Raw genomic sequence first — 24,852 nt, forward strand, 5'->3', positions numbered from 1 at the left:
CTCCTGTCAGCGCGATCTGATCCGGCGGCCCCCAAGGAGGCCAGCAGGAGACCACGATGTACACGCCACCCTTTTTCAAGCAGGACCGCGCCGCGAGCCTGAAATTCGCCGACGAGCGCGGCTTCGGCACCATGTGCGCCTTTGACGGCCACAAGCCGGTTGCGTCGCCGCTGCCGTTTTACCTGACCTATGCGGCTGACGGCACGCCGCAGGCGGCCTTTCATGTCGCCCGTCACAATCCGCTGCTAAAGCTTGCGGGCGGAACGACGTCCTGGCTGCTCGCGGTCAACGGCCCCGATGCCTATGTATCGCCCGACTGGTACGTCTCGCCGGATCAGGTGCCGACCTGGCTCTACCAGTCGGTGCATCTGAGCGGACCGGTGCGGTTGCTGTCGGACGATGATCTGGCGGTGCAGATCGACACGCTCAGCGACAAGTTCGAGAGCTGGCTGATGCCCAAGCAGCCGTGGACCTCCGGCAAGATGACGGCGGGCCGGCTCGAGGCGTTGAAGAAGGGGATCGTGGGTCTGGTCATGACGGTTGAAGAGGTCGAAGGCAGCTTCAAGCTCAACCAGCACAAGTCCGACGCCGACTATACGGCGATCGCCAATGCGCTCGGCGCGCAACCCGCTGCCGACGCCAGGGAGATCGCGCAACTGATGCAGGACGTGAGGCCCGAAGCCTTCGCGGCCGAAACCAACGAGCTCGAAAGGAGCGTACCATGAGCCTCACGGAAACCACGAAAGCACCGGCCACCGGCGCCGCGAAGAAGCCCGCAACCGTCTTCGTCGATGGCGGCTCCGGTACCACCGGTCTCGGCATCCACGAGCGGCTGAAGCTCCAGAACGACGTCGTCGTGAAGACCATTGCCGACGACAAGCGCAAGGATCCCGCGGCCAAGAAGGCGCTGATGGAAGAGGTCGATCTCGTCATCCTCTGCCTGCCCGACGACGCTGCGAAGGAAACCGTCGCGCTGGTCGACAGCATGGGCGCTGCGGGGCCGAAGGTGCTGGACGCCTCGACCGCCTACCGGGTCGCGCCCGACTGGGCCTACGGCTTTGCGGAGATGGCACCGGACCAGACGGCCAAGATCAAGGCCGCGAAGAAGGTCTCGAACCCCGGCTGCTATCCGACCGGCGGCATCGCACTGCTGCGGCCGATCGTCGACGCCGGCCTTTTGCCCCCCGACTATCCGATCACCGTCAACGCGGTGAGCGGCTATTCCGGCGGCGGCAAGTCGATGATCGCGAGTTTCGAGGACGGCAGCGCGCCGTCGTTCGAACTCTACGGCCTCGGCTTCGAGCACAAGCATCTGCCGGAGCTGCAGCTCTATTCGAACCTGACGCGGCGGCCGATCTTCATTCCCTCGGTCGGCAATTACCGGCAGGGCATGCTGGTGTCGGTGCCGCTTCAGCTCGACACGCTGCCGGGCAAGCCCGGCGGTGCTGATCTGCAAGCCGCGCTCGCCAAGCGTTACGCCGGCTCGAAATACGTCTCGGTGATGCCGCTCCAGAACGAGACGACCAAGGGTGGCAAGCTCGAGCCGGAGGCGCTCAACGAGACCAACATGCTCGAGCTCTATGTCTTTGCCAGCGACAAGTATCATCAGGCAGTGCTGGTCGCGCGACTCGACAATCTCGGCAAGGGCGCCTCCGGCGCAGCGGTGCAGAACATGCGGCTGATGCTGGGCTTGGCCGATCAGTAGTCTCGTGTCCCGGACGCGGTGCAGCGCGTTGCGCTGCTCCGCAGAGCCGGGACACGAGACACCGCCTCCCGGAGAACAAGACCGCATGGACGAGACCACGCTGACATTCTACCGCCAGAACGCCGAGGCCTATGCCGGCTGGGCGAAGGCTCCCTCGACGCGGCTAAAGAGCTTTCTCGCCCTGCTGCCATCAGGTGGCTCGATCCTCGAACTCGGCTGCGGGGCCGGCAATCATTCGGCGGTGATGCTGGCCGAAGGTTTTTCGGTGCGTGCGACCGACGGCTCGCCTGAAATGGCGGCGATCGCCTCGCAGCGGCTTGGTCATCCCGTCGAGGCAATGCGGTTCGACCAGCTGGATGCGCAAGAGGCCTATGACGGCGTCTGGGCGAGCGCGTGTCTTCTGCACGTGCCGCGCGACGAACTCGCCGGCATCCTCGCAAGGATCTATCGCGCCCTCAGGCCGTCAGGCGTGTTCTATGCCAGCTTCAAGATGGGCGAGGAGGACGGCCGGGACAGCCTCGGACGGTACTACAGTTACATATCGCCCGAATGGCTCGAAGCGACCTACGCCAGCGCGGGGGCGTGGATCAAGCTGAGCTCGGACACCAACGTGATCCAGAGCTTCGACCAGACGCCAGCCAGCATGCTGAATCTGGTCGTTCGCAGGCCTGCCTGATCTCTAAAAGACCTTGAAGATCGCCAGCGCCAGCACCGCCTGCGCGATGAAGCCGACGGTGAAGGCCAGCGTGCGGAACACCGGAACGCCCAGTGCGTAGACGATCAGATGCGCGACGCGCGACCAGAAATAGACGGCGCAGGCGAGCACGGTCCATTTGGTGGAATAGTCGATCGCGTTCAGGATCAGCACCAGCGGCGCGAACAGCACGAGGTTTTCGACTGCGTTGTCATGCGCGAACATCAGCCGGTTTGCCCATTCCGATTGCGGTTTGTCGGCGCGCGACGGGTTGGCCATCGCGCCGCCGAGGCCCCGGATCTGGCAGCGGTTGATGGTGTAGGGAATCCAGAGGATGCCGGTCAGGATCACTGTCAGCGTCAGCCAGAACAATTCACGCGTCATAGTCCGGTCCCCTCTCAAATCGATGTCGTGAGCTTATACGGGAGCGCGCGCGATTGCGCTATGCGCGAACCCTGACATAGCTGCCGGGCGCATCCTCGATCGGGGGGAGGGCGTCGCTGCCGACATTGCGCGCCGGCACTTCCTCGGGATCGAGCGTGCCCAGCCATTGCCGCCAGTCCGGCCACCACGAGCCCTTGTGCTCGACCGCGCCCTTCATCCACTCGGCGACGTTGACGTCCTTGACGTTGTCGTTGGTCCAGTACTGGTACTTGTTCGAGGCGGGCGGGTTGACGACGCCGGCGATGTGGCCCGAGCCGGACAGAACATATTTCACCGGGCCGCCGAAGAACTGCGAGCCGTACAGCACCGATTCCGCCGGCGCGATGTGGTCCTCGCGGGTGGCGAGGTTGTAGACGGGCACCATGACCTTGGAGAGATCGAGCAGCGTGTTGTCGAGCACCATCGTGCCGGTGGAGAGCCGGTTCTCCAGATAGCAGTTGCGCAGATAATAGGAATGGTTCGACGCGGTCATGCGCGTTGCGTCCGAATTCCAGTGCAACAGGTCGAACGCGCTCGGCTGCTGGCCCTTCAGATAATTGCTGACGACATAGGACCAGATCAGATCGTTGGAGCGCAGCATGTTGAAGGCCATCGCCATCTTCGAGCCTTCGAGCACGCCGGCCGCCTTCATGTCCTGCTCGAGCGCTGCGATCTGCTCCTCGTCCACGAACACGAGGAGATCGCCGGCATGGGTGAAGTCGACCTGTGCGGCGAAGAACGTCGCGGACGACACGCGCTGGCGGCGCTTCTCGGCGAGCCAGGCCAGCGTGGTCGCGAGCATCGTGCCACCGACGCAATAGCCGGCGGTATGCACCTTCATCTCGCCGGTGACCTTCTCGATCACGTCCATCGCCGTCAGAACGCCTTCCTTCATGTAGTCTTCCCAGCTCTTGTTGCCGAGCCGCTTGTCGGGATTGACCCATGAGATCACGAACACCGTGACGCCCTGGTCGACGCACCACTTGATGTAGGATTTCTCCGGCTTGAGATCGAGGATGTAGAACTTGTTGATCCAGGGCGGCACGATCAGGAGCGGCGTGCGCAGCACGTTCTCCGTGGTCGGCGAGTACTGGATCAGCTGCATCATCTCGTTCTGGAAGATGACCTTGCCCGGCGTCGTCGCCATGTTGACGCCGACGACGAGATTGTCCGGGTTGGACTGGCGGATCTTCAGCGTACCCTTGCCGGCCGCGATGTCCTCGGCCAGCATCGTCAGGCCACGCGCGAGATTTTCGCCGTTGCTGGCGACCGTCGCGCGCAGCACCTCCGGATTGGTCAGCACGAAGTTCGACGGCGAGATCGCGTTGGTGAGCTGCTGGACGTAGAACTCCGCCTTGCGCCGGGTCTGCGGATCGAGTCCCTCGGCGTCGCGCACCAGCTCGTGCGCAAATTTCGTCGTGAGCAGATAGAGCTGCATCATGAAGTCGAAGAACTGGTTTGACTTCCACTCCGGATCGGCAAAGCGCTTGTCGCGCGGCGAGGGCGCGATCGCGGGTTGGGCGTCCTGGCCGGCCATGCGGCGCGCCGCCGAGCCCCAGAGGTCGAGATAGTCCTTGGCAAGCTTGGTCTGGAGATCGGACGAGCGGGTCGTATCCGACAGCCAGTATTCAGCGACCGAGGTGAAGGTCTTGACGACTTCGGTGAGCTCGGCCGGCGGACGGTCCTGCACCTCGCCGCTCTCGCGCGGCTTGAGATACGCGGCGAGCGCCTTGCCGCCACTCTCCATCGCCCGCGCGACATTCATCGCGAAGGCTTCTGCATCGAACTTCGTCTCGGATTTGGGTGTGTCGGTGGTGGCGGTACTCATGAGCAGAACAGTAACGATTCATTCCGTATTCGTCACCGCGAAGCTCGCATGTTTGGCGTTAAACAAGCTCCAACATGTGCTGCACTGCGAAAAGGCTTCTTGGTTTTGTCACAATCAGGGTGCAACTCTCGGGGCGTGGGCCTTGGACGTATTCTCGCTCGTACCATTTGTGGGCAGCAATGGTTTGAGCTTGGGCAGGTTGTCGGGTTAGTCTCCGGCAGCTTGCATTGGGACGAGTAGGGGATTTCCCAGGTGTTGGCGTTGAGGGACCTGCAAAAGTCGCTGCCGATTTTTGGCGCGCTGCTGATGGCGGCGCTGGCCTTGGGCGGCTGTTCGAGCCAGCTCGCGGACATGACGCCGGCCGATGCGCAGGCGCATCCCAGGGAGCCGGGCACCTATTTGCCGGTGCATGACCTGCCGCCGGATCGTGATCAGGCGATCATCCCGCCAGACCAGCGTGCCAAGATCGAGGCCGAGCTCGCCGCCGCGCGCGACCGCCAGGCCGTCGCCGGCAAGGACGCAAAATGAGGCGGAGCAAGGTAATCGCTGGCGCCCCCGTCACTCCGTGCTAAAAAGACCGCAGTTCAGCCGAGAGTCAGGGCGAAGGTGTTCAGCCCTTGTCGCCGAAAGCCACTCCAAGTATTTGATTTTGAGTGATTTTCGCGCAAGGGGCGGTCGTCTTTGAGGCGGGCGTCAGAGCCTGTCGATTCTGTCCTGACCGGTTGCCCGGAGCCCAGAGAGCCATGGACGATTTTTACCGCATCCGCCGCCTTCCGCCTTACGTGTTCGAGCAGGTCAACCGGGCCAAGGCGGCCGCGCGGAATGCAGGCGCCGACATCATCGACCTCGGCATGGGCAATCCGGACCTGCCGGCGCCGGCGCATGTGCTGGAGAAGCTGAAGGAGACGCTCGGCAAGCCGCGCACCGACCGCTACTCGGCGTCCCGCGGCATCAACGGCCTGCGCAAGGCCCAGGCCGCCTATTACGCTCGCCGCTTCGGCGTGAAGCTCAACCCCGACACCCAGGTGGTGGCGACGCTCGGCTCCAAGGAGGGCTTTGCCAACGTGGCGCAGGCGATCACCGCGCCCGGTGACGTCATCCTCTGCCCGAACCCGAGCTATCCCATTCATGCCTTCGGCTTCCTGATGGCGGGCGGCGTGATCCGCTCGGTGCCGTCGGAGCCGACGCCGCAATTCTTCGAGGCGGTCGAGCGGGCGATCGTGCATTCGATTCCGAAGCCGCTCGCGCTGGTCGTCTGCTATCCGTCGAACCCGACCGCCTATGTGGCGAGCCTCGACTTCTACAAGGACCTGGTCGCGTTCGCGAAGAAGCACGAGATCCTGATCCTGTCCGATCTCGCTTACGCCGAAGTCTATTTCGACGAGAACAATCCGCCGCCCTCGGTGCTCCAGGTGCCGGGCGCGATCGACGTCACGGTCGAGTTCACCTCGATGTCGAAGACCTATTCGATGGCCGGCTGGCGCATGGGCTTCGCGGTCGGCAATGACCGCGTGATCGCAGCACTCGCCCGCGTCAAATCCTATCTCGACTACGGCGCCTTCACGCCGGTGCAGGTCGCCGCGACCGCCGCGCTGAACGGTCCCGACGATTGCATCAAGGAGATGCGCGACACCTATCGCAAGCGCCGCGATGCGCTGGTGGAATCGTTCGGCCGCGCCGGCTGGGAGATCCCGCCGCCGGAAGCCTCGATGTTCGCCTGGGTGCCGCTGCCGGAGGCCTTCCGCAGCGTCGGCAGCATGCAGTTCGCCACCCTGATGGTGGAGAAATCCGGCGTCGCGGTCTCGCCCGGCGTCGGCTTCGGCGAGCATGGTGAAGGATATGTCCGCATCGCCATGGTGGAAAACGAGCAACGGATCAGGCAGGCCGCGCGCGGCGTGCGCCGCTTCCTTGAAAGCGGCATCGAAACGTTGCACAACGTGGTTCCGCTCGCCAATCGGCGCTAATTCTCTTCGACAGGTTCTCTGAAGCATCATGGTTGCACCCCTGAAAGTGGGCATAGCGGGGCTCGGCACCGTGGGTGCCGAAGTTGTCCGTTTGATCGAAACGCAGGCCCGCGTGCTGTCAGGCCGCAGTGGCCGCGGCATTCGCGTCGTCGCTGTCACCGCGCGCTCGAAGGCGAAGAAGCGCGGCGTCGATCTGCGCGGCGTCGAATGGGCGAAAGATCCGATGGCGCTTGCCACGCATCCCGGCATCGACTGCTTCGTCGAGCTGATGGGCGGCGCCGGCGATCCCGCTCTCTCTGCGGTTGAAGCTGCACTGAACGCCGGCAAATCGGTTGTTACGGCGAACAAGGCATTGCTCGCCAAGCACGGCTTGAAGCTGGCAAAAGCCGCTGAAAAGCACGGCGGCGCGCTGAATTATGAGGCAGCGGTCGGCGCTGCGATCCCCGTCATCAAAACGTTACGCGAAGGTCTTGCCGGAACCGGCATCAACCGCGTCTACGGCATTCTCAATGGCACCTGCAATTATATCCTGACGCGGATGGAGCAGGAGGGTCTGTCCTTCGCCGAATGCCTGAAGGATGCGCAGCGGCTCGGCTATGCCGAGGCCAATCCGTCCTTCGACGTCGATGGCCATGACACCGCGCAAAAACTCGCGATCCTTGCCAGCCTCGCTTTCGGCACGAAAGTTGCTCAAAGCGCGGTGTATGTCGAAGGTATCTCCTCCATCGCGCCGGAAGATCTGCGCGCCGCTGACGATCTCGGTTACCGCCTCAAGCTGCTTGGCGTCGCGGTTCGCACCGCCAAGGGCATCGAGCAGCGCGTGCACCCGACCATGGTTCCGAAATCCTCCTCGATCGCGCAGGTGATGGGTGTCACCAATGCGGTCACGATCGATGGCGAAGGCATTCCGCCGATCACGCTGGTCGGCCCCGGTGCGGGCGGTGCGGCCACCGCATCGGCCGTCGTCGCTGACATCGCCGATGTTGCGCGCGGCATCCGCGCCAATCCGTTCGGCCGGCCGATCTCGCATCTGCGCGACACCAGGAAGGCGCCGATGGAGCGTCACGAGGGCGGCTACTACATCCGCCTGCTGGCGCGTGATTTCCCGGGCACTGCGGCTGCGATCGCGACCCGGCTTGCAGAACAGAAGATTTCGATCGAGTCGATCGTGCAGCGTCATCCCAATGGCGGCGCCGCACCGGCCGACGGCAAGGCGGTCCCCGTGCCCGTCATCCTGATCACCTATGCCACGCATGAGGACGCGGTGCGCCGCGCGCTCGCGGCCGTGCAGAAGGACAAGGTGATCAGCGGACGGCCGCAGGTGATCCGGATCGAGAAGAACTGAGCATGCTACGGAAAGCCGCGAAGCAGCTTTCCGTATAGGTCATGCTTAAACACTGAGGCGGTTCGAACGAACCGTGGGCGTTGCGAGTTGATGCGGGCAGAGACCTCTGTCCAAAACTGTTTCGAAGGAGTTAGCCGATGTCGACCCATATTTCAGTGCCGCCGCAAGCATTGCTCGAGCGCATTCTCACGCTGGAGATCGTGCGCGTGACGGAGCGGGCGGCAGTATCGTCGGCGCGGCTGCGCGGGCACGGGCAGGAGAAGCCCGCCGACCAGGCCGCCGTCGACGCGATGCGCCGCGAGCTCAACAAGCTGCCGATCCAGGGCACCATCGTGATCGGCGAGGGCGAGCGCGACGAGGCGCCGATGCTCTTCATTGGCGAGAAGGTCGGCATGAACACCGGTCCGGAAGTCGATATCGCGGTCGACCCCCTCGAAGGCACCACGCTGTGCGCCAAGAACATGCCCGGCTCGATCGCCACCATGGCGATGGCCGACGGCGGTACGCTGCTGCACGCACCCGACGTCTACATGCAGAAGCTCGCGATCGGACCCGGCTACGACAAGGGTGTCGTCGATCTCGACGCGAGCCCGGCCGACAACGTCCGCCGTCTCGCCAAGGCCAAGGGCGTCAAGCCCGATGGCATCACCGTGCTCGTGCTCGACCGTCCGCGCCACGCCAGCATCATCGAGAGCGTACGCTCCACGGGCGCTGCCGTGCGCCTGATCACCGACGGCGACGTTGCCGGCGTGATCCACTGCGCGGACCCCGACAACACCGGCGTCGACATGTATCTCGGCACGGGCGGCGCGCCGGAAGGCGTGCTCGCGGCCGTGGCGCTGCGTTGCATCGGCGGCCAGATGCAGTGCCGCCTGATCCTCGATTCCGGCGAGAAGATCGAGCGCGCCGCCAAGATGGGCGTCAACGATCCCAAGATGATCTACGGCATCGAGGACATGGCGCGCGGCGACTGCCTGTTCGCCGCCACCGGCGTCACCACGGGCTCGCTGCTCTCGGGCGTCAAATTCCGCAAGGACGGCGTGATCGAGACCGAGACGGTGGTGATGCGCTCCGTCACGGGCACCGTGCGCTACATCAAGGCCGAACACCGCGAACTCGCGAAGTTCCATTTGGACTAAGACGCGGCTGGCCCTCGACGGATTGATCGTGGATATCCGTCGGGCGCCGGCTACGGACTGCGTGGTGGCGCGGGCATGAGCATGTAGGCGTCGCACAAGGTCAAAGCCAGTTTTGACGCCGACTGGAGCAGACCGACGTCTTCGGCCCACGGCAAGAGAAACGACTTGGCCGCCGGGATGTCCCCGTTCGCGAGCGCGCGGCGCGCGTTGGTGTCTGCCTCGACGTAACCGTCCCCTGCAATCATTTGCGACAGGGCATTCGCAAGGCTTTCATCGAAACTTTCCATGCGAACTTCCGAAACGTAGTGGTCAGGCCGCAACTGGATCAGGTTTTCAGGCTTCGCTGGGTCGAAAAGCCCGACCTTGCCCAACATGACCAGCAGCGGATGATTTCGGCTGATGGACGCGGGAATGATCGGGTAGGTCTTGAGCCGTCCAACCCGATCATGAAGAGAGATGAACGAAACAACCGGCCCTATGCCGAAGCGCGAGTTGCGGTGGAGAACCGCAACGCGGCCGACGTTCTTGTCGTCGTCATCATACATTGTGCCGCTCTCGACGTTTTTGTCGAGGCCATTTGCGATCAGGTAGGACGAAGCGTTGGCAACACGAACGGTGACGCCGCGCTGGTCGAGCCCGTCCACCTCGAATTCGATCTCGCGCCCGATGAATGCGGAAAGCCCGACCGTATAGGCGCCAATCGTCTTGCCGCTCACGTAGTGAACAATCTCCATCCAGAGTCCGAATGGATGATCCGGAAACGGTTCGAACGCACGGAGTGACTGCTCGATCCACATTTCGGGGGAGCGTCCGACTCGTCCGCTCCAGGCAACGCCGAGAATGCCGCGCTGGGCTTCGATCAGGCTGCCCACGACGGCAGTGGTGAGGCGAGCGCTCTCGATCACGCTCGCCGGTTCCGCACCCACGATAGCGGAGCCCAAGGTCGAGACGATCAGGTGAGCACGGTGCCGCCCCACTGAATCGAAAGCCTCCGGCCATACCGCGGAGGCCTGCTGCCACAGCCGTTGATCGTACGGCAACGGCACGGGCATCAAAGCGAGGGCGACGAGATGATTGTCCGCGCGAATGGACATCGCGCCATTTGCCACCGTGAGTGCCAGAGCGCCCGTTGACTCCCACCTGTGCCCGGGATGACGGCGTCGCAAGGTATCGATGAGAACCGTTTCGTCGGGAAGCAGGGCCTCCTCAAGCATCACGAACGCAGGGTTGGCCATCGCGCGCACTCCGGAGGGTTGAGGCAAGCCATCTTGCTCATCTCTGGCGTGTTTGGCCAGTCCGGCTAGCGCTATTGTTGTACGTGCTGGATCGTGCTTTAAAACCACGCCTCGATTGAAGCCGCCTGAGAGCGGAGAAGAACGCGCGGAGAAAAATGATGGCAACAACACCCGATCTCTCCGCCGTCAAAGCCCTCGTGTTCGACGTGTTCGGCACCGTCGTGGACTGGCGCACCAGCCTGATCACCGACTTCATGTGGTGGGGGAAGGGCCGCGGCATCAGCGCTGACTGGACTGCGCTCGTCGACGGCTGGCGTGGCATGTACATGGCCTCGATGGACGACGTGCGCAAAAACCCTGCGCGCGGTTACGTCATGCTCGACGACCTGCATCGCCGTTCGCTGGAGAAGCTGGTCGCGCAATTCGAGATCAAGGGCCTCACTGACGCCGATCTCGATCATCTCACCAAGGGCTGGCATCGCCTCAATCCCTGGCCCGACAGCGTTGCCGGCTTGACGCGCCTGAAGACGAAATTCGTGATCTCGCCGCTGTCGAACGGCAACGTTGCGCTGCTCACCAACATGGCGAAGTTCGCCGGGCTCCCGTGGGATCTCATCATGTCGGCCGAACTGTTCGAGCACTACAAGCCCGATCCCGAGACCTATCTCGGCGCGGCAAAGCTGCTGTGCTTGAAGCCGGAGCAGGTGATGATGGTCGCCGCCCACAACGGCGATCTGGCTGCCGCGCAGAAGAACGGCCTGAAGACGGCGTTCGTGGCACGGCCGACGGAATACGGGCCGCTTCAGAAGGTCGATTTCGAGGCGACGGGCAACTGGGACATCGTCGCCAAGGATTTTGGCGGCGTCGCCGCCAAGCTCGGCTGCTAGCACCGTAGCTCCCCCGCACAGATTGGCTGCCAGCACGACCACCAGGTCGAATAATCGCGCCTGCGCGCGGCGGTGGCTGTCACGTACGCGTCCAGCCGCAAGACCGTGTCCTCGCTCCGCCTCGCGGCGGGGGTGCGGTCGAGCGTGCCGGCTAGATTGTACCGAGTGCAATGTTCCTATTGTACCGAATAATGGATCGGATCATATTCCGGGCAAAGAGCAAATTGCACCGGTGCGCTCGGTGCCGACAGAGTGACGACATTGCCCCTCAGTTATCTCGATCTGTTTCTGGCATTCCTCGGACTGACCTTTGGACTGCCCTCGGTGCTGCCCGGTCTGTTTTTCCAGACCAAGGACGGAGGGAGTCCGAGGTCGTAGGCGGAGCGATGGCGCTATCCGGACGCCCAAGACGGATTTGAGGTGAGGGACTTGAGGTGAAGGACTCGGAGACGCCGGGATGGAAGTCACCGTCACCACTATCCTCATCGCCTTCGCCGGCGTGTTCCTGATCTGCTTCATGAAGGGCGCGTTCGGCGGCGGCTTCTCCATCGTCGGCATCCCGCTATTGTCGTTCGTGATGGACCCGGTGACGGCCGGCGGGCTGCTCGCGCCACTGTTCATTGCGATGGACCTGTTCGCGCTGCGCTACTGGAAGCCCTCGACCTGGTCGAAGCCGGACCTCGTGCTGCTGTTGCCCGGACTCGTGATCGGCATCGGCCTCGGCTATCTCCTGTTTCGCGTGCTGGACCATCGCGCCGTCGCGATCGTGATGGCGGTCGTCACCCTGATCTTCGTCGGCCTGTGGTTCTTCGGCGATCCGAAGCAGATCATTCGTCCGCGCTCGACGCCCAAGGCGGTCGCGGCCGGTCTCGCATCGGGCGTCACGACGATGGTTGCGCATTCCGGCGGGCCGCCGCTCGCGATGTATATGCTGCCGCTCGGTCTCAGCAAGGAAGTCTATGCCGGCACCACCAGCCTGTTCTTCACCGTCGGTAATGCGACCAAGGCGGTGCCGCGGCTGCTGCTGGTGCGGCCGGCCGGTAACGTCTGGATCGTGATGGCGGCTTGCCTCCTGGCTATCCCCAGCGGCGTCTGGCTCGGCTGGCGGCTGCACGGAAGACTGGACCAGCAGCAGATCTATCGGGCCTGTTACGGATTGCTGGTCGTCACGGCGCTCAAGCTGCTGTGGGACGGCGTATCCGGTTATCTCGCCTGATCCTCGGGCGCACAGAACATCGCGATCGCCAGATCGATCCGCTTGTCCAGCGCACGGCGGTTGAGCTTGAAGCCGTCGTCGGTCAACAGCCTGAAATGATCGTGGCTGAACACCATGCCGAGCAGCATCTCGGAGACGAGCCGCAGCGGCAGTCCTTCGAGGCGCGGCTCGAGGCGAACCGCCCTGAGCAGATCGGCGACGTCGTCCGTGCCGTTCTCCAGAATCACCTCGGCGAACATGCGGCCGAGGCCAGGCGAGGCCCGGCTTTCGCCGATGATCAGGCGATGCAGCGCGATCTCGCCGGGTGCCAGCGCGACGTCGGCAATCTTCCGCAATGCATGCCGCAGCCGGGTTGAAGGCGGTCCTTCGAAGGACACGTCCGCGAAATGGACCGCCGGGAGACTGCGCAACAGCATGGCGCGAAACAGATCTGTCTTGCTCTCGAACAGCTTGTAGAGCGTCTTCTTGGACATGCCTGCGGCGCCCGCGATGTCGTCCATCTTCGTCGCGGCAAAGCCCTTGCTGGTGAACGTGTCCTTCGCCGCCGTCAGCAAATGCGACATGCGCGCATCAGGAGCGGGAAGGTCAATGGTTTGCTGCGGGGAGGAATTGCCCGTGGGGCGCCCGCGACTGATCGACGCTTTTGCCATAACTGCCGCCAGATGTGAGCCGCTTCACGACTGCTTGAACGGAAATCTGAAGCAAGCCTAGCACTTGACTTGGGGAAAGGAAACTACCAAGTTTCCCGATGGAAACCGAAGAGTTTCCGAATGTTTCCGTTGCCGTGATCTCGCCTCGAGGCCGGTCCGCAACGCCATCACATGGATCGACATCATGCGTCCCCCGATCGTCCGCGCCGTCTCGTTACTTGCCTTGTTGTCGCTCGCAGCCTGCGGTGAGCAGGGCGGAGCTCCGGTCGCACAGCGAGCGGTACCGGAGGTCGGCATCGTCACGTTGAAGCCGCAGGAGGCCAAGGTTTCGACCGTTCTGCCGGGTCGCGTCGTCGCCTACCAGACCTCCGAGGTCCGGCCGCAGGTCACCGGCATCCTGCTCAAGCGCGACTTCGTCGAAGGCGCCGAGGTCAAGGCAGGAGACTTGCTCTATGAGATCGATCCGGTGCAGTACAACGCGGCTCTCGCCAGCGCCGAGGCGGCCGTGCAGCGGGCGGAGGCAACGCTGGTCAGCGTCAAGCTGAAGGCGGGCCGCAAGACCCAGCTGCTCCAGACCAATGCCGCCAGCCAGCAGGACGTCGACGATGCGGTCGCCGCCTACAAGCAGGGCGAGGCCGATGTGAAGGCCGCGCAGGCCAACCGAGACACTGCCGCGATCTCGCTGGACCGCACCAAGGTCACCGCGTCGATCTCGGGCCGGATCGGCAAGTCGACCATCACGCCCGGCGCGCTCGTGACCGCGAGCCAGGCGACCGCGATGACGACGGTCCAGCAGCTCGATCCCGTTTACGTCGATCTCGACCAGTCGACCTCCGAGATGGAGCGGCTGCGCGGCCAGATCGCGAGCGGAAAGCTCAAGCGTCCGGCCGAGGGCGTGCAGGTCGAGCTCCTGATGGAGAGCGGCAAGGCCTACGGCCACAAGGGCAAGTACGGCTTCACCGATGCGAGCGTCAACGAGAGCACCGGCTCGGTCTCATCGCGCGCGATCTTTGCCAACCCCGAGCGTGCGCTGCTGCCGGGCATGTATGTCCGTGCGCGCGTCGTCGCCGGCGTCGACCCGGCCGCGATCCTGGTGCCGCAGCGCGCGGTGTCGCGCAATCCGCTGGGGCAGGCGGTGGCGATGTTCGTCGGCAAGGACGACAAGATCGAGCAGCGCACGCTCGATCTCGGCGAGGAGATCGACGGCAACTGGCTGGTGCTGTCAGGCGCCAAATCCGGCGACCGCATGGTCGTCGAGGGAACGCAGAAGGCGCGGCCTGGCACGGCTGTGAAGACCGTCGAGGTCGCGGTCGATCCGGCGACCGGCCTTACGGTGAACCCGACGCGGCAGGCCGATGCACGGCCCGCAGCCACGACAACCGAGCAGTAATCGTCATGTCGCATTTCTTCATCAAACGGCCGATCTTCGCCTGGGTCATCGCCATCCTGATCATGCTGGGTGGCGTGCTCGCGATCATGCGGCTGCCGATCGCGCAATACCCGCAGATCGCGCCGACCGTGGTCACGATCACGGCGACCTATCCCGGCGCCAACGCCGAGACGGCGGAGAACTCGGTAACCAAGGTCATCGAGCAGAACATGACCGGCCTCGACTATCTCCAGTACATGTCGTCGTCGAGCACCTCGACCGGCGTCGTGCAGATCTCGCTGACCTTCACCAACGAGGCCGATGCCGACATCGCCCAGGTGCAGGTGCAGAACAAGCTCCAGCTCGCGACGCCGCTGCTGCCGCAGGTGGTGCAGCAGCAGGGCATCAAGGTGGTGAAGTCGTCGTCGAGCTTCCTGATGGTGCTCGGCTTCGTCTCCGAGGACGGCCGGCTCAGCGCCAGCGACATCGCCGATTATGTGGCATCCTCCATCAACGACCCGATCAGCCGCGTCGCCGGCGTCGGCCAGGTGCAGCTGTTCGGCTCCGAATACGCCATGCGGATCTGGCTCGATCCGGACAAGCTCGCCAAATATAATCTGATGCCGGGCGACGTCACGACAGCGATCCAGGCCCAGAACACGCAGGTCACGGCCGGACAGCTCGGCGGCCTGCCGTCCGTCGGCGGCCAGCAGCTCAACGCCACCATCACCTCGCAGAGCCGCCTCCGGACCGTCGAGCAGTTCAAGGACATCATCCTGCGCACGGCGTCATCCGGCCAGGCGGTGCGCATCGGCGACGTCGCGCGCGTCGAGCTCGGCTCGAAGTCGTATGATTCCACGGCGCGCTACAACGGCAAACCGGCTTCGGGAATGGGCATCAGCCTTGCCACCGGCGCCAATGCGGTTGCGACATCGGAAGCCGTGGAGACGCGCATCGCACAGCTCAGCGCCACCATGCCGGAGGGGCTGCGCGTCATCTATCCCTACGACACCACGCCGTTCGTCAAACTATCGATCGAGAAGGTGATCCACACGCTGTTCGAGGCGATCGCGCTCGTCTTCGTCGTGATGTACGTGTTCCTGCAGAGCTGGCGGGCCACCATCATTCCGACCATTGCGGTCCCCGTGGTGCTGCTCGGAACCTTCGGCGTGCTCTCGCTTGCGGGCTATTCGATCAACACGCTGACCATGTTCGCGATGGTGCTGGCGATCGGCCTGCTGGTCGACGACGCCATCGTCGTCGTCGAGAACGTCGAGCGCGTGATGACCGAAGAGCATCTCGGCCCGCGCGAGGCGACCGAGAAATCCATGCGCGAGATCACCGGCGCGCTGGTCGGGATCGGCGTCGTGTTGTCGGCCGTGTTCATCCCCATGGCGTTCTTCAACGGCTCGGTCGGCATCATCTACCGGCAGTTCGCGCTGACCATCGTCACGGCGATGCTGCTCTCCGTGCTGGTGGCGCTGGTGCTGACGCCGGCCTTGTGCGCCACGATCCTGAGGCCGCCGAAACATCACGGCACGCAGCGCGGTCTCTTCGGCCTGTTCAACCGTGGCTTCGACCGCATGGCCGACGGCTATCAGCGCGGCGCTGCCGCTGCGATCAAGCGGATTGCGGGTGTGATGATCGCCTTCGCGGCGATCGTCGCCTGCATGGTTATTCTGTTCCAGAAGCTGCCGAGCTCGTTCCTGCCCGAGGAGGACCAGGGTACGATCATGACCTTGATCCAGCTTCCGGTCGGCGCGACCTCGGCGCGGACGCTCGAGGTCATCAAGCAGGTCGAGCATCAATATCTCGACAACGAGAAGGACGCCGTGGAAGGCGTGTTCGCGGTCAGCGGCTTCAGCTTTGCCGGCCAGGGCCAGAACGTGGGCCTCGCCTTCGTCAGCCTGAAGCCGTTTGACGCGCGCAGGAATGCTGCGACCTCCGCGCAGGCCGTGGTCGGCCGCGCGATGGGCGCCTTCGCAAAGATCCGCGACGCCATGGTGTTCGCGGTGCTGCCGCCGTCGATCCCCGGCTTCGGCAATGCCGGCGGCTTCGACCTCTATCTCCAGGATACCGGCGGGCAAGGGCACGAGGCGCTGATCCAGGCACGCAACCAGTTGCTCGGCCAGCTCGCCGCGGACAAGCGCGTGGCGCAGGCGCGGCCGAACGGCCAGGACGATACGCCGCAATTCAACCTCGACGTCGACCAGGCCAAGGCCACCGCACTCGGCGTCAACCTGAGCGACCTCAACACCACGCTGTCGGCGGCGTGGGGCGGCGCCTATGTCAACGACTTCATCGACCGCGGCCGCGTCAAGCAGGTCTATGTCCAGAGCGACGCGCCGTTCCGGATGGATACCAGCGACATCGGCCGCTGGTACGTGCGCAACGCGTCTGGCTCGATGGTGCCGTTTTCGGCGCTCGCCACCAACCGCTGGAGCTATGGTTCGCCGCGCCTCGAGCGCTACAACGGCGTCGCGGCCGTCGAGATTCAGGGGCAGGCGGGGCAGGGCATCAGCTCGGGCGTTGCCATGCAGGCCGTCGAAGAGCAGATGGCCAAGCTGCCGAAGGGCTACGGCCACGAATGGACCGGATTGTCGTTCCAGGAGCGGCTGACCGGAAGCCAGACGCTGTATCTGTACTCGATCTCGCTGCTGATCGTCTTCCTCAGCCTTGCCGCGCTCTACGAGAGCTGGTCGGTGCCGTTCGCGGTGATGCTGACAGTGCCGATCGGCGTGCTCGGCGCGCTGCTCGGCGCCACGCTGTTCAGCCAGGCCAACGACGTCTATTTCCAGGTCGGCCTGCTCACCACGATCGGCCTCGCTTCCAAGAACGCGATCCTGATCGTCGAGTTCGCGCTGGAGCAGATCGCTTCCGGCCGCGGCCTCGTCGAGGCCACGCTGCACGCCGCGCGCCAGCGCCTGCGCCCGATCCTGATGACGTCGCTCGCCTTCATCCTTGGCGTGTTGCCGCTGGCGGTGGCGACCGGGGCGGGCTCCGCCAGCCAGAACGCGGTCGGCATCGGCGTGGCCGGCGGCATGATCGCGGCGACGATGCTGGGCATCTTCTTCGTGCCCGCGCTGTTCGTGCTGGTGAAGCGTATCTTCCCGGGACGGCGGACGGACGCCGTGCCGAAGACGGCGGCCTTTGCCGAGCCCGCGGAATAGGCCTATCGGCTGGTTTGACATGCTTCATGCGAGCGCCTTTCATATCGAACATTTCGATGTGAGGGGCGCCCGTGGACACCGAGCTCGCGCGTACATTCCTGACCGTGGTTGCCACCGGCAATTTCATCACCGCCGCCGACCGGCTTCACGTCAGCCAGTCCACCGTCAGCACGCGGATCCACTCCCTCGAAGAGCTGCTCGGCTGCACGCTGTTCGTGCGCAACAAGGCCGGGGCCGCGCTGACGCCGGCCGGTCGTCAGTTTCAACGGCACGCTGCAACCCTGGTGCGCACCGTCGAGCAGGCCCGGCACGATGTCGGTGTGCCCAAGGGATTTAGTGGCGCGCTCGTCGTCGGCGGCCGCATCGGCCTGTGGGAGGAGTTTCTGCTGCTCTGGGTGCCGCGCATGCAGGAGGCCAATCCGCAGATCTCGATCCGCGCCGAAAGCGCGCTGGAGCCGGAACTGATGCAGGGGCTGGTCGAGGGGCGCATCGACATCGGCGTGATGTACACGCCGCAAAGCCGCCCCGGCCTCAAGGTCGAATTGCTGTTCGAGGAGCAGCTCGTGCTGGTCTCGACCAGTCCCAAAAGCGAGCCGGAGCCGCAGGACGGCTACGTCTATGTCGATTGGGGGCCGGAATTCTACGCCCGCCACAGCGCCGTCTTTCCGAATTTTGCCGGGCCCGCACTCTCGGCCAATATCGGCTGGCTCGGATTGCAGCACGTTCTCGCCAATGGCGGCTCCGGCTATTTCGCGCAGCGGATCGTCGAGCCGCTGCTGAAGGCGCGGCGCCTGCATCTGGTGGCCGGCGCGCCAAAATTCTCGATGCCGGCCTATGTGGTCTATTCCACCGACCAGCCGGACGACCACATCCTGAACGCAATCGCGATCATGCGTGACCTCGCCGCCGAGCAGACCAGACGCGTGACGGAACCGCCGGCGCGCAGCGCGCGCAAGCGGCGCTGACGGCCGGCTTACGCTCCCGAGGGGTTGTTGCTCGCTGCCGCTGCGGCCGCGATCTCGCTGGCGCAATGCACCGGCGTGATCGCCGCCATCGCTCTTGAAAACCGATAGGTGACCCAACGGAGCAGCAGTTGGGAGAATGACTCTTCGCTTTGCGATGTCGTTGTCATGATCGCTCCTGGTGTGCGTCAGGCCCTGCGGGCAGCTGGCGATGCGCTGCGGATCAGGCTACGCATGGAAACGATTTTGACAAACGAATAATATTAGCGATTACTATCGATAATGACGATATAACGAAAAACAGAAATTGGCGAACGATGCGGCGCAAGCAAAAGGCCCGGGCAACGCGCGCTGCCCGGGCCTGATCTTGCGAACGGCTTCGACGGTCTACAATGTCATCTGCATCGGTTCGGGATAGTAGTGGAAGCCTTCGCCGGCCTTGGCGACGTGGCCGTAGCCCGGCCAGGCGAAGTGATAGGACATGACAGGCGTCTTGTTGGCCGCGAGCATCGTCAGCAGCTTCACGCGCGACTCGGCCGCCTGCTTCGGATCGCTGTCGTAGGAGAATTCCATCCGCGGCCGCTCCAGCAGCAGCACCGAATGGTGCGAGAGATCGCCGAGGAAGGCGAACGATTTGCCGGCCGACGAGACCAGGAAGATGGAGTGGCCGACGGTGTGACCCGGCGCCGAGATCGCCTGAACGCCGGGCAGGAATTCCTGGCCGTCCTTGAAGAACACGATGCGGTCGCGGACCGGCAGCAGGTTCTTGCGGGCGTGAACCACGAAATCCTTGAGCGGGCTGCCGAGCTTGCCCTCGTCGGTCCAGAAGTCGAAATCAACCTGCGAAATGTAGACCTGCGCATTCGGAAACAGCGGCTTGCCGCCGTCGTCCACAATGCCGCCGATATGGTCGATATGGGCGTGCGAGCAGACGATCGCATCGATATCGCCCGGCTTGATGCCGGCCTCGGTCATGCTCTTCTGTTGCCGTCCCGTGGTGGGGCCGAACAGCTTGGACGAGCCCATGCCGGTGTCGAACAGGATCAGCTTGTCGCCGGTGTTCACGATCGGCGAGTTCTGCTCGAGCACGACGTTGTCAGGCGACAGAAAATTGTCGGCGAGCATCTTCTTCACGTCTTCCTTGGGAACGCCGGTGAAGGTGCCGGAGGGATCGCCGAGCGGCAGCGGTCCGTCCGAGACGACGGTGACTTCGGCGTCGCCGAGAATAAAGCGATGCCAATAGGGCGTCTGCGTGCCGAGCTTGGGAGCGCGTGCGATCGCACTGCTGCCGAGCATCGTGCTGGCCCCGAGTCCTGCGCCAAGCGCGAGCAGGGATCGACGTGAGACATTGAGTGTCATTCGTTTCCTCCACTTTTTCTTTTGATCTGCGCGAATTTGTCGCGCGTTATGTCGGCCTGAAGCCAGCGCTGGAATGCTGCTCTGGTTCAGACAAGCTAGCAAGTGGAATTGGTTCGCGGACGATCGCGGCCTGTGGAATCCGGACGTGCAATTCCGGCGCGCGACAAAAGCGTCGTTGTCGACGTTCTTGTCGGCACGATCCCCCGAGCGTTGCAGCAATGCAATCAACGATTGTGTCGCGATTGTGTCTGCTTGCCGCGCGATGCGACGGGACCGCGGGAATCTTTTTGCGTCACGCTATCCGCAATGCCAAGTCGTTTGCTTCCGTTTCGGCGAATCCCGCCTGCAACACCTCTTCGCGCTTGTGGCGCAGATGTGCGCGCAGGATATGCGAGAGGCCGGCGCCATCGCGGCGCTGCAGCGCGTTCAGGATCGCCTCGTGCTCGCTGACGGCGAACGCCCAGCGCTCCGGCGTCATCGGCGTGACATAGCGCGCGCGGCGGATGCGCGCGGTCACGGACGCATAGAGCCCGGTCAGTGCGGGGTTGCCGGCGGCGGCGACGATGCCTTCGTGGATGGCGCGGTTGCCGCGATAGTACTGGATCAGATCGCCGTCGCGATAATGCCGCACCATGTCCGCATGCGCGGCGGCGATCGCGTCGATCTCGGCGTCGGTGATGCGCTCGCAGGCAAGTTCGCCCGCCAGCGCCTCCAGACCCTGGCAGACCTCGAACAGGTCGCGCATGTCCTTGTCGGTCAGCTTGGCCGCGCGCGAGCCGCGATGCGGCAGCAGCTGCACGAGGCCTTCGGCGGCCAGCACCTTGAGTGCCTCGCGCAGCGGCGTGCGCGAGATCTGGAGCCGGTCGCACAGCTCGCGCTCGGGAATCCGCGCGCCCGGCGTGATCTCGCCGTCGAGCAGGATGGCGCGGATGCGGCCGACGACCTCTTCGTGAAGCATAGGTCAATCTCTATTTTGCATTCAAAATTGAATTAATCGGCGAAGGAACCAAGATTGTATCTTGAATATCCAAATTTTTGCATTCAAAAATGCAAAAAACGAAAAGGACTGAGGAAATGAACCAAGCCGCCGGGGCAGAAGACCTCGTTTTTGAATGCAGGGACGGCATCGGGTGGATCACCTTCAACCGCCCGCAGGCCCGCAACGCCTTCACGTTCGCCATGTACGAGCGCCTGGCCGCGATTTGCGAACAGGCCAACGACGATCGTTCCGTCAAGGTGCTGGTGCTGCGCGGGGCCGGCGACAAGGCCTTTGCCTCAGGCACCGACATCAACCAGTTCCGCGAATTCAAGACACCGCAGGACGCCATCGACTACGAGAACCGGATCGACCGCGTGCTCACCACGCTGGAGCAGTGCCGGGTGCCGACCATCGCGGCGATCAACGGGTTCTGTACCGGCGGTGGGGCAGGCATCGCCGCGGCCTGCGACCTGCGCATCGGCACGACGAGCGCGAAGATCGGCTTCCCGATCGCCCGCACCCTCGGCAATTGCCTGTCAATGTCCAATGTCAGCCGTCTCACCGCGCTGATCGGCGCCGCCCGCGTCAAGGATCTGATCTTCACCGCGCGGCTCATTGACGCCACGGAAGCCGCCAGCGTCGGGCTGCTCGGCGAGGTCGTCGAGGATCTGGCCGCGCTCGACAAGCGCGCCGACGAGGTCGCCCGTCTGCTGGCCAGTCACGCGCCCCTGACCTTGACCGCGACCAAGCAGGCGGTGGCCCGCCTGCAACGGCGTCTGACGAGCGACGAGGGCGAAGACCTCATCCTGATGTGCTACACGAGCCAGGATTTTCGCGAAGGGCTCGATGCTTTCCTCAACAAGCGCGCCCCGCAGTGGCGCGGCCAATAGGATGCCCCCGATGCAAAGCGATCGATCGCAATCCGGCCCCCGCCGCTCGGGACCGCTCGCCGGCCTCAAGGTCGTCGATCTCACCCATGTCATGGCGGGGCCGACCTGCACGCTGATGCTGGCCGACATGGGCGCTGACGTCATCAAGATCGAGAAATCGCCGAACGGCGATGATACCCGCCATTCGGTACCGCCGAAGATCGGCGACGAGGCCGCCTCGTTCCTGATGATGAACCGCAACAAGCGCGGCATCGTGCTTGATCTGAAGACCGAAGGCGGCAAGCAAGTGCTGCGGCGCCTGATCGCGGACGCCGACGTGCTGGTCGAGAATTTTGCGCCGGGCGCCATGGAGCGCCTGGGCTTCGGCTACGAAGCGCTGCACAAGCAGCATCCAACGCTGATCTACTGCTCGCTGTCGGGCTTCGGCCGCACCGGTCCCTACAAGCACCGCAGGGGATTCGACCTCGTCGCACAGGCCATGAGCGGCATCATGAGCTTCACCGGCGAGCGCCCCGACGGTCCGCCCGTGAAATGCGGCCCGCCGCTGTCGGACATCACCGCCGGCCTGCTCGCCAGCATGGGCATCCTCGCCGCATACACACACCGCCTCAAGACCGGCGAGGGGCAATGGGTCGAGACGTCGCTCTACGAGGCCGCGCTGGTGCAGACCTACTGGCAGTCCACCATCGCGCTGGCCGCGGGCACCGCGCCGCGCGCGATGGGCTCGGCCCATCCGCTCAACGCGCCCTATCAGGCCTTCGAAGCCTCCGATGGCTGGCTCGTGGTCGGCGGTGCCAACAAGAAGCACTGGCTCTTGATGCTGGAAGCGCTTGGCGCGAGCGAGCTCGCCGCCGATCCACGGTTCGTCAGCGGGGCCGACCGCATGGCGAACCTGAAGCAGCTCGAAGCCGTCCTGAGCGAGCGTTTTCGCACGCAATCGCGGGCGCATTGGCTGGCGGCGCTGGACGAGAAGGGCGTGCCGTGCGGACCCGTGCATGACATGCTGGAGGCGCTCAGCGATCCACAGACGCTGGCGCGCGAGATGGTCGTCGAGGTCGAGCATTCCACGCTCGGTCCCGTGAAGACGATCGGGCTTCCCGTCAAGTTTTCGGAGACCCCAGGCAAAGTGCTGACAGGCGCGCCGGTCTACGGTGAGCATACGAGCGAAGTGCTGGCCGAATACGGGTTCGACCAGAAGCAGATCGAAGCGCTCGAAAAAGAAGGCGCAATCGTCCGGGCTTCAGGAAGACGCGAGGAACGCGTCGCCTGATCCGACTGTCGATACAACACAAGAACAAAACATAAAAAGCTGGAGGAAATCATGGGTGGAACATCAAAGCTTCTGCTGTCCGCGGCTGCGGCCGTGCTCGTCGGCACAATGCCGGCGCTGGCGGCCTGGCAGCCGCAAAAGCCGATCGAGTTCATCGCGACCGCCGGCCCGGGCGGCGGCACCGACAACATCGCGCGCGCGGTGCAGAACATCGTCACCAAGTACAAGCTGACGGACCAGCCGATCGTCGTCGTCAACAAGGGCGGCGGCAGCGGCGCCGAAGGCTATGTCTACGGCAAGGCGTCATCAGGCGATCCCCACAAGGTGATCTTCGGCACCTCGAATGCATGGCAGCAGCCGCTCGTCTCCAAGGTCGCCTTCAACTACACCGATCTCACCCCGATCGCGGCGATGGCGCAGGACGAGTTCCTGCTCTGGGTCAAGCAGGACTCTCCGATCAAGACGGCGGGAGACTATCTGAAGGCGGCCGCAACGGGCGACTTCAAGATGGGCGGCGCGCAGTCCAAGGACACGGATGAAGTTCTCACCCGCATGATCGAGAAGGCCGGCAAGGTCAAGCTGACCTACATCCCCTTCAAGAGCGGCGCCGAGACCGCCGTGCAGCTCGCCGGCGGCCACCTCGACTCCCACGTCAACAATCCCAGCGAGAGCCTCGGGCAATGGCGCGGCGGAACGCAGCGGCCGCTCTGCGTCTTCAGCCCGAAGCGCCTGCCGCAAGGCGCCAAGGTCACAGCGACCGAAGGCTGGGGCGATGTCCCGACCTGCGTCGAGCAGGGTCTCGACATCAAGCAATATGAGCAGCCGCGCACAGTGTGGCTGCCCGGCAAGGTCACGCCGGACCAGGCCGCGTTCTACATCGACCTGATGAAGAAGGTGCAGGCCACGCCCGAGTGGAAGGACTACATCGAGAAGACCTCCCAGGTCGACACGTTCCTGACCGGCGCCGAGTTCGACAAGTTCATCAAGGAGGACCTCGAGCACGTCAGGCAGGTCGCGGGCGAGCAGGGCTGGTTGGTGAAGTGAGGCGGTGCGCGCCACAAAGTCCGCTGTCGTCCCTGCGAACGCAGGGACCCATACCGCGTGATCTATCGAGGTGCGCTCGTCGTCGTACCGAAACGGATTTGACGTCGAGACTTCGTCAAATTCCTCCCTGGGGATATGGGTCCCTGCGTTCGCAGGGACGACGCCGAACGCTGCTGAAGCACGCGAGCGCCATAGCCTGCCATTGTCCGACGCCGGAGCGGAGCTGCCCATGATCTCGCGCCGCGCGCTTGAACTTGCGACTGCCGTTCTCACCGGCAGTTTTGGTGTGGCGGTGGTGGTGCAGAGCCTCGACAACGGCATCGGCTGGTCCAGCGCAGGCGTGGAGTCCGGTACGTTCCCGTTCCTGACCGGCATCATCGTCATCCTCGGGAGCATCTACAATCTGGTGCGGGGCGTGCTTCCGGTGGCGTCATTGGCGAACGTCCCCATCGCGATCACGCCGATCGAGCTGCGCCGGATTGCCGGCCTGTTCGTACCGGCCGCGATCTTCGTGGCCGCGATCCCGCTGGCCGGGATCTATCTCGCCTCGGCCGGCTACATCTTCGCGGTGCTGGCAATCCCCCGGCATCAATCCGTGCCACGCGCGCTCGCCATGGCGCTTGTGACCGCAATCGGGCTCTACGTCGTGTTCGAGCGCATGTTCCAGGTGAGCCTGCCGCACGGCGCGCTCGCCGCGGCACTCGGCTTCTGACGGAGGGGCCG

At 64.2% G+C, this 24,852-nt stretch carries 23 protein-coding genes; 16 read left to right on the forward strand and 7 right to left on the reverse strand.

Features of this window, described 5'->3' with window-relative positions; translation table 11 throughout:
* Nucleotides 1–56: 56 nt before the first annotated feature.
* The 3 genes from AB7532_RS17050 (at nt 57) to AB7532_RS17060 (ending at nt 2,381) form a co-directional block, all read left to right on the forward strand.
* Nucleotides 57–725, forward strand: a complete 669-nt coding sequence (locus AB7532_RS17050) for an FMN-binding negative transcriptional regulator (protein WP_441235928.1) — start codon at nt 57–59, stop codon at nt 723–725.
* Complete coding sequence (gene argC, locus AB7532_RS17055; protein ID WP_441235929.1) at nt 722–1,705, forward strand: N-acetyl-gamma-glutamyl-phosphate reductase; 984 nt, start codon at nt 722–724, stop codon at nt 1,703–1,705. The genes AB7532_RS17050 and argC overlap by 4 nt, the downstream gene beginning before the upstream one ends.
* Nucleotides 1,706–1,790: 85 nt before the next feature.
* Nucleotides 1,791–2,381 carry a class I SAM-dependent methyltransferase gene (locus AB7532_RS17060; protein WP_441235930.1) on the forward strand — a complete coding sequence of 197 codons (591 nt, stop codon included), beginning with the start codon at nt 1,791–1,793 and terminating at the stop codon, nt 2,379–2,381.
* Between the two features lie 3 nt (nt 2,382–2,384).
* Here AB7532_RS17060 and AB7532_RS17065 read toward each other — a convergent pair whose 3' ends face one another.
* Together AB7532_RS17065 and AB7532_RS17070 are read right to left on the reverse strand one after the other, a co-directional pair.
* On the reverse strand, nt 2,385–2,783 hold the full coding sequence (locus AB7532_RS17065) for an MAPEG family protein (RefSeq protein WP_441235931.1): 399 nt from the start codon (nt 2,781–2,783) through the stop codon (nt 2,385–2,387).
* A gap of 58 nt (nt 2,784–2,841) precedes the next feature.
* Entirely contained in the window at nt 2,842–4,650 is a 1,809-nt protein-coding gene (locus tag AB7532_RS17070) for a PHA/PHB synthase family protein (RefSeq protein WP_441235932.1), read from the reverse strand.
* A 252-nt stretch (nt 4,651–4,902) separates the two neighbouring features.
* Between AB7532_RS17070 and AB7532_RS17075 the strand changes: the two genes are divergently transcribed.
* The 4 genes from AB7532_RS17075 (at nt 4,903) to glpX (ending at nt 9,098) form a co-directional block, all read left to right on the forward strand.
* Nucleotides 4,903–5,178 carry a hypothetical protein gene (locus AB7532_RS17075; RefSeq protein ID WP_441235933.1) on the forward strand — a complete coding sequence of 92 codons (276 nt, stop codon included), beginning with the start codon at nt 4,903–4,905 and terminating at the stop codon, nt 5,176–5,178.
* 215 nt (nt 5,179–5,393) lie between these two features.
* A complete protein-coding gene (locus tag AB7532_RS17080; protein WP_441235934.1) occupies nt 5,394–6,614 on the forward strand; it encodes an LL-diaminopimelate aminotransferase in 1,221 nt (406 codons plus the stop codon).
* A gap of 28 nt (nt 6,615–6,642) precedes the next feature.
* Nucleotides 6,643–7,959, forward strand: a complete 1,317-nt coding sequence (locus AB7532_RS17085) for a homoserine dehydrogenase (RefSeq protein WP_441235935.1) — start codon at nt 6,643–6,645, stop codon at nt 7,957–7,959.
* Between the two features lie 137 nt (nt 7,960–8,096).
* The gene (gene glpX, locus AB7532_RS17090) at nt 8,097–9,098 is read left to right on the forward strand and encodes a class II fructose-bisphosphatase (protein ID WP_441235936.1); all 1,002 of its coding nucleotides are present in this window, start codon (nt 8,097–8,099) and stop codon (nt 9,096–9,098) included.
* Nucleotides 9,099–9,148: 50 nt separating this feature from the next.
* Here the strand turns inward: glpX and AB7532_RS17095 are convergent, their stop codons facing one another.
* Nucleotides 9,149–10,333, reverse strand: coding sequence for a hypothetical protein (locus AB7532_RS17095; RefSeq protein WP_441235937.1), 1,185 nt, complete (start codon nt 10,331–10,333; stop codon nt 9,149–9,151).
* A gap of 158 nt (nt 10,334–10,491) precedes the next feature.
* On the opposite strand from AB7532_RS17095, the gene AB7532_RS17100 reads away from it, so the two are divergent.
* Both AB7532_RS17100 and AB7532_RS17105 read left to right on the forward strand, forming a co-directional pair.
* Complete coding sequence (locus tag AB7532_RS17100; RefSeq protein ID WP_441239298.1) at nt 10,492–11,220, forward strand: haloacid dehalogenase type II; 729 nt, start codon at nt 10,492–10,494, stop codon at nt 11,218–11,220.
* Nucleotides 11,221–11,677: 457 nt separating this feature from the next.
* Nucleotides 11,678–12,436, forward strand: coding sequence for a sulfite exporter TauE/SafE family protein (locus AB7532_RS17105; RefSeq protein WP_441235938.1), 759 nt, complete (start codon nt 11,678–11,680; stop codon nt 12,434–12,436).
* Here AB7532_RS17105 and AB7532_RS17110 read toward each other — a convergent pair.
* A complete protein-coding gene (locus AB7532_RS17110) occupies nt 12,424–12,999 on the reverse strand; it encodes a TetR/AcrR family transcriptional regulator (RefSeq protein WP_441235939.1) in 576 nt (191 codons plus the stop codon). The two genes, AB7532_RS17105 and AB7532_RS17110, sit on opposite strands and share 13 nt — an antisense overlap.
* A gap of 271 nt (nt 13,000–13,270) precedes the next feature.
* On the opposite strand from AB7532_RS17110, the gene AB7532_RS17115 reads away from it, so the two are divergent.
* The 3 genes from AB7532_RS17115 (at nt 13,271) to AB7532_RS17125 (ending at nt 18,590) form a co-directional block, all read left to right on the forward strand.
* Complete coding sequence (locus AB7532_RS17115) at nt 13,271–14,476, forward strand: efflux RND transporter periplasmic adaptor subunit (protein ID WP_441235940.1); 1,206 nt, start codon at nt 13,271–13,273, stop codon at nt 14,474–14,476.
* Nucleotides 14,477–14,481: 5 nt separating this feature from the next.
* Nucleotides 14,482–17,625, forward strand: a complete 3,144-nt coding sequence (locus tag AB7532_RS17120; protein WP_441235941.1) for an efflux RND transporter permease subunit — start codon at nt 14,482–14,484, stop codon at nt 17,623–17,625.
* Between the two features lie 71 nt (nt 17,626–17,696).
* The gene (locus AB7532_RS17125; protein ID WP_441235942.1) at nt 17,697–18,590 is read left to right on the forward strand and encodes a LysR family transcriptional regulator; all 894 of its coding nucleotides are present in this window, start codon (nt 17,697–17,699) and stop codon (nt 18,588–18,590) included.
* Between the two features lie 8 nt (nt 18,591–18,598).
* Here the strand turns inward: AB7532_RS17125 and AB7532_RS17130 are convergent, their stop codons facing one another.
* From AB7532_RS17130 to AB7532_RS17140, 3 genes are all read right to left on the reverse strand, one after another.
* A complete protein-coding gene (locus AB7532_RS17130) occupies nt 18,599–18,757 on the reverse strand; it encodes a hypothetical protein (protein ID WP_441235943.1) in 159 nt (52 codons plus the stop codon).
* Between the two features lie 217 nt (nt 18,758–18,974).
* Entirely contained in the window at nt 18,975–19,946 is a 972-nt protein-coding gene (locus AB7532_RS17135) for an MBL fold metallo-hydrolase (RefSeq protein WP_441235944.1), read from the reverse strand.
* Nucleotides 19,947–20,238: 292 nt separating this feature from the next.
* The gene (locus AB7532_RS17140; RefSeq protein WP_441235945.1) at nt 20,239–20,904 is read right to left on the reverse strand and encodes a GntR family transcriptional regulator; all 666 of its coding nucleotides are present in this window, start codon (nt 20,902–20,904) and stop codon (nt 20,239–20,241) included.
* A gap of 116 nt (nt 20,905–21,020) precedes the next feature.
* On the opposite strand from AB7532_RS17140, the gene AB7532_RS17145 reads away from it, so the two are divergent.
* From AB7532_RS17145 to AB7532_RS17160, 4 genes are all read left to right on the forward strand, one after another.
* On the forward strand, nt 21,021–21,815 hold the full coding sequence (locus AB7532_RS17145; RefSeq protein WP_441235946.1) for an enoyl-CoA hydratase/isomerase family protein: 795 nt from the start codon (nt 21,021–21,023) through the stop codon (nt 21,813–21,815).
* A 10-nt stretch (nt 21,816–21,825) separates the two neighbouring features.
* The gene (locus AB7532_RS17150; protein ID WP_441235947.1) at nt 21,826–23,085 is read left to right on the forward strand and encodes a CaiB/BaiF CoA transferase family protein; all 1,260 of its coding nucleotides are present in this window, start codon (nt 21,826–21,828) and stop codon (nt 23,083–23,085) included.
* Between the two features lie 51 nt (nt 23,086–23,136).
* A complete protein-coding gene (locus AB7532_RS17155) occupies nt 23,137–24,129 on the forward strand; it encodes a Bug family tripartite tricarboxylate transporter substrate binding protein (protein ID WP_441235948.1) in 993 nt (330 codons plus the stop codon).
* A 229-nt stretch (nt 24,130–24,358) separates the two neighbouring features.
* Entirely contained in the window at nt 24,359–24,841 is a 483-nt protein-coding gene (locus tag AB7532_RS17160) for a tripartite tricarboxylate transporter TctB family protein (protein ID WP_441235949.1), read from the forward strand.
* The last annotated feature ends 11 nt before the right edge of the window (nt 24,842–24,852 follow it).

It is taken from the genome of Bradyrhizobium sp. 930_D9_N1_4, from assembly GCF_052076015.1.
GTDB lineage: Bacteria > Pseudomonadota > Alphaproteobacteria > Rhizobiales > Xanthobacteraceae > Bradyrhizobium.